At 51.7% G+C, this 1,251-nt stretch carries 1 protein-coding gene; it reads right to left on the bottom strand.

What is annotated here, in order from left to right; genetic code table 11:
* Nucleotides 1–120: 120 nt before the first annotated feature.
* Nucleotides 121–1,251: type IV secretion system DNA-binding domain-containing protein (locus JNC80_RS20075; protein ID WP_376711412.1), on the bottom strand; the 1,131-nt coding region annotated here is incomplete at its 5' end.

Genomic DNA, 1,251 nt, shown 5'->3' with positions numbered 1-1,251 from the left:
AACGGCTTGTACGCGTATAACCCCAAGCTGCTCGTCGTTAAAAATCGACAAGGTGAGGTAATTAATCTGCCTTGGATCGATGCAAGGGCTGCGGAAGAGAACGCGCCCAACGTTTAACGTTTATCGATACTGTCCAAACAGATCGACTTGCTCTGACTCATTACCGGCCGACACTTTGTCGGCCGGTACTTTCGTGCGGTCTTGAGCTTCCTTGACGGCCTGCTCATATGCCTTTTCCAGCGACAACTCCTGCTGATCTCCTGCCTTGTCGATAGATTCGACAGGCTGCTTTTCTTGCTTAGGCGGGACAGCCCGGGCGGGTGGAGATTTCTTCAAGACGTCTTTTACATAAGCGTCAATGTCGGCTTCATTTGTGAACGTACCCATTGGCTCGAATGTGTATGTCCACTTTGCCGGTTTGTTGGAATCTCTGTGCGCAGACTTTCCATCAGGGAAAGGGAAATGAACCAGATAAACGCTCTTGCCGATTCCTGTGACAAAGGCTTTCACGCCTTTTGCATCGACACCCAATTCGGAGCTGAACTCGGAGCGAACAACCGGGCTCTCGCGCCTTGTTTCCTTTTGCCATTTTACACCGCCTGTGGGCTGTGTCTCACGGCGATATTCGTAATAGGTCGTTTCGCCGAGATCACGTTCCATGCGTTCGGCAGTGGGTCCGAGATTGATGCGCGTGATGATCTTTGTGCCGACAGAAGCCATCAACACTTCTAACACCTCTTGCCCGTAATTTTTTGCGATCTGTGAAAGATCCTGCAAGCCGAGTACGGCACAAACGCCTTTCGATCGTCCAAGGGTGACGAAGCGCTCGAAATCTTTAATGGCAGGCAGTTGCCCCCATTCATCGAGGAAGAACCAAATCCGCCGGAACGGATCGTCGGGCAGAAGATTGCTATCCGTCACGGTAGAAACGGCGACAGCATACAATGCCGAGATCCAGCCGTCAGACAGTTCGGCATAGCGGCCGGAATGCTGGACTATGACGGTGCGTTGATCTGTTTTTTTGACGAGCCAGTCGCGCAGGAAAAATCGTTCGCGGCCATGATAATCCGGCCATGCTGTAGCCAGCATTTCTAACAAACGCATTTTGGTTTCGAGCTGGCCGAGTGTGGACATGACTTGCTTGTAATCGGCAGCAAGATAAATGTCGGAACCGCGCTGATAGCGCAGCATTATACGCAGCAAGGTTTCCTGATCCTGCCTTGTCTCATTGAGCAGATCGAGCCAAGTCCA

This window comes from Pseudochrobactrum lubricantis (assembly GCF_041929865.1).
Lineage (GTDB): Bacteria > Pseudomonadota > Alphaproteobacteria > Rhizobiales > Rhizobiaceae > Pseudochrobactrum > Pseudochrobactrum saccharolyticum.
The sequence above is the reverse complement of the archived record's forward strand: the minus strand, read 5'-3'. Positions and strand labels throughout refer to the sequence as shown.